This window comes from Micrococcus sp. KRD026 (assembly GCF_017168445.1).
GTDB lineage: Bacteria > Actinomycetota > Actinomycetes > Actinomycetales > Micrococcaceae > Micrococcus > Micrococcus luteus.
Map to the genome: position 1 here is coordinate 59,704 of NZ_JABFBA010000023.1, position 3,640 is coordinate 63,343.

General features: G+C 74.3%; 3 protein-coding genes. 2 read left to right on the plus strand and 1 reads right to left on the minus strand.

Features of this window, described 5'->3' with window-relative positions:
• The first annotated feature begins 19 nt into the window (after positions 1-19).
• Both J1M40_RS07840 and J1M40_RS07845 read left to right on the plus strand, forming a co-directional pair.
• Positions 20-1,279, plus strand: a complete 1,260-nt coding sequence (locus J1M40_RS07840) for a cystathionine gamma-synthase (protein WP_078025945.1) — start codon at positions 20-22, stop codon at positions 1,277-1,279.
• A gap of 66 nt (positions 1,280-1,345) precedes the next feature.
• A complete protein-coding gene (locus tag J1M40_RS07845; RefSeq protein ID WP_060974117.1) occupies positions 1,346-2,554 on the plus strand; it encodes an amidohydrolase in 1,209 nt (402 codons plus the stop codon).
• Between the two features lie 40 nt (positions 2,555-2,594).
• Here J1M40_RS07845 and J1M40_RS07850 read toward each other — a convergent pair whose 3' ends face one another.
• Complete coding sequence (locus J1M40_RS07850; protein WP_060974118.1) at positions 2,595-3,224, minus strand: hypothetical protein; 630 nt, start codon at positions 3,222-3,224, stop codon at positions 2,595-2,597.
• Positions 3,225-3,640: the final 416 nt, after the last annotated feature.

A 3,640-nucleotide genomic window follows, 5' to 3' on the forward strand; every position in this document is an offset into this window, starting at 1 on the left:
CTCCGAGGAGGCTCCCGAGATGACCGAGCAGAACGTCCACGAGGACCCGCACGCCACCACCCCCGACACCGGCGCCGAAGACGCCGCCGCCCACCCCCAGGGGGGAGGCTTCGGCACGCGCGCCGTGCACGCGGGCCAGCACCTGGACGAGGTGTTCGGCGCCGTCGTCCCGCCGATCCACCTCTCGAGCACCTACGCGCCCACGGCCGTCGGCGAGCTGCGGCGCGGCTACGACTACGGCCGCGGCACCAACCCCACCCGGGACGCGCTGCAGGAGCAGCTGGCCGCGCTCGAGGCCGGCGTCGACGAGTCCGGCGCCCCCCGGGCCACCGGCCTCACGTTCGCCTCCGGCCTGGCCGCGGAGACCGCGCTGATCATGGGCGCGGGCCGGCCGGGCATGACGATCGTGCTCGGCAACGACGTGTACGGCGGCTCCTACCGCCTCATCTCCCGCGTGCTCGCCCCGTGGGGCGTGGAGCACGTCGTCGTGGACATGGGGGACGCCGAGCAGGTCGCCGCCGCCGTCGAGCGCGCCGCCGCCGCGGGGCCGGTCATGGTGTGGCTGGAGACCCCGTCGAACCCGATGATGAAGATCTCCGACGTCGCCGCGGTCGCCGAGGCGGCCCACGCGCACGGCGCCCTGCTCGTGGTGGACAACACCTTCGCGACGCCGTACCTGCAGTCCCCGATCGCCCTCGGCGCGGACGTGGTGGTGCACTCCACCACGAAGTACATCGGCGGCCACTCGGACGTGATCGGCGGGGCGCTCGTGATCCCGGACGCCGCACTCGCCGAGCAGGTGAAGTTCCAGCAGTTCGCGGCGGGGGCCGTGAACGGGCCCATGGACGCGTACCTGACCACGCGCGGCCTCAAGACGCTCGGGGTGCGCATGGACCGTCACCAGGCCAACGCCCAGGCGGTCGCCGAGTGGCTCACCGGCCGCGCCGAGGTCTCCCAGGTGCTCTACCCGGGGCTGCCGGACCACCCCGGCCATGAGCTCGCGCAGCGGCAGATGCGCGGTTTCGGCGGCATGGTCTCGCTGCGCCTGTCCGGCGGCGCCGCGGCGGCCCGCCGCGTGGCCGAGTCGACCCGCCTGTTCCAGCTCGCCGAGTCCCTGGGCGGCATCGAGTCGCTGATGAACTACCCGGCGGAGATGACCCACGCCTCCGTGGCCGGCACCGAGCTGGCCGTGCCGGACGACCTGCTGCGCCTGTCGGTGGGCATCGAGGACGCCGAGGACCTCGTGGCGGACCTGGAGCGGGCTCTGGGCAGCCTCTGACCCGCCGACGTCCGCCAGAGGTCTAGCGCACGGGTGGGGAGCACGGGGCGGCGTAGTGTGACGGGCATGACCCTCACCGCCTTCGTCAACGCCCATGTCGTCCCCGTCGCCGCCGAGCCGTTCGACGGCGCCCTGCTCGTCGAGGACGGCCGGATCACCGCGCTCGGCCCCGACGTCGAGGCGCCCGACGGCGCCGAGGTGGTGGACTGCGAGGGGCGCTGGCTGCTGCCCGGCTTCGTGGATGCCCACGTCCACCTCGGCATGCACGCCGAGGGCGAGGTCGGTGCGACCGCGGACGTCAACGAGATGACGGACCCGGTGATGGCCGGGGTGCGGGCGATCGACGCCGTCGACCCGAACGAGCCGGGCTGGAAGGACGCCCTGGCCGGCGGGGTGACCACCGTGAACGTGAACCCCGGCTCGGGCAACCCGATCGGCGGCCAGGCGGTAGCGCTGCACACCCACGGACGCACCGTGGACGAGATGGTGCTGCGCAGTCCCTCGGGCGTGAAGTCCGCCCTCGGCGAGAACCCCAAGAACGTCTACAAGGAGAAGGGCCGCACCCCGTCCACGCGGCTGGGCACCGCCCTCGTGATCCGCGAGGCGTTCCTGCGGGCGCAGGGCTACATGGCCCGCCGCGCGGAGGCCGAGCGCGAGGACAAGCCCTTCACCCGCGACCCCCACCTCGACGCCCTCGCCCTCGTCCTGGAGCGCACGATCCCCTGGCGCCAGCACTGCCACCGCACCGACGACGTCGCCACCGCCCTGCGCCTGGCCGACGAGTTCGGCTACGACCTCGTCCTGGACCACGGCACCGAGGCGCACCCGCTGGCCGACCAGCTCGCGGCCCGCGGCGTGCCGGTGCTGATCGGCCCGCTGTTCACCACCAAGTCCAAGCCGGAGCTGCGGGGCCGCTCGATGCGCAACCCGGGCCGTCTGGCGCGGGCCGGCGTCGAGATCAGCATCATCACCGACCACCCGGTGGTGCCCATCGACTTCCTCGTCTACCAGGCGGCGCTGTCGGTGAAGGAGGGCCTGGACCGGGAGACCGCCCTGCGCGCCATCACCCTGCATCCCGCGCGCGTGCTGGGGCTGGACGACCGCATCGGCTCCCTCGAGGTGGGCAAGGATGCCGACCTGGTGCTCTGGTCCGGCGACCCGCTCGATGTCATGCAGCGGGCCCTGCGCGTGTGGATCGGCGGCCGTCAGGTCATGGAGTACGACCTCGCCACGGCCCGGCCCGTCGTCGCCTCCGCCCGTCCCGTGGAGGACTGAGCGGCGCCGCCGCCCGGCGGCGGGGGCGGGACGCGCGGGCTCAGCGCCGCACGCGCGAGCGCACGGGCGGCAGCCAGACGAGCGCGGCGCCCAGGAGCATCACGACGGCGAGGATGATCAGCAGGCCGTTGGCCCGCAGGAACGCGGGGGCGGCCAGCAGGACGGCGATGAACGTCAGGGTCCCGATCGCCGAACGACGGCGGCGCAGCAGACCGATCCAGCCCCACAGGGACGCCGCGGCCAGCAGGGCGACGGCGGTGCCCATCGTGAACTGCCCCGTCGCGCCGCCCAGCACGCCCACCGACTCCATGCCGGTGAGCGGATCGATGACGGGCTCGCCGCTGTCCTGTGCGCGGGCCCCGTTCCAGAGGAACGCGCCCGCGATGCCGATCAGCACCACGGTGACCGCGAGCCAGTAGAGGCGCGCGACCTTCAGGAGCGGGTGGACGAGGCCGGCGTCGGACTCGGCCGCGTCCCGCGCGACCAGGTCGCGCTCGCGGTCCGCGCGGCGCCGTTCCAGGCGCTCCTCGTCCTCGGCGGTGAGGCGGGCGCGCTCGGCGCGCAGCCGTGCGTCGTCGGCCCGCTGATTCTCCCGGAAGGACTGGGCGGCGCGGCCGGCGGCCCGGCCGAGCCCGCGGGCGAGGGGGCGGTCTTCGCTGTTCTGGGGCACCTGCCGAGCCTATCGCCCCGGCCGGTGAGCGACCGGGGTGTCCGAGGGCACAGCCCGGCCCGGGATCCGGTGGCGTAGACTGGGCGGACCGGATCCGGTCTCTCCCCCTGTGATGAATGAGCGTGGACGCGTGTGCCACGCCGGACTGCAGATGTCTGTGCAGATGTGTGTGCGGGTCACGAACGTCGTGGCCCTCGGGGGCTGCCGGGTGGACGGAATCATCTGACCCAGCTGGCCCCTGCGCCCCACGACGTCGACCCGCGACCGACGTCCTCCGGCGTGCGCCCGCGCATCCCCACAGGAGGACCCATGTCCGACATCCTCGATCCCCAGACCACCGCCGAGCCCGCCCCCGAGCTCGCCGAGGCGGAGCAGGAGGCCACCGGGACCGTCCCGCAGGTCGACGCCGCCGAGCC

Excerpts from the sequence above, each read along its gene's own strand:
- J1M40_RS07840 (WP_078025945.1), top strand. The coding sequence starts at position 20 with ATGACCGAGCAGAACGTCCACGAGGACCCGCACGCCACCACCCCCGAC.
- J1M40_RS07845 (WP_060974117.1), top strand. The coding sequence starts at position 1,346 with ATGACCCTCACCGCCTTCGTCAACGCCCATGTCGTCCCCGTCGCCGCC.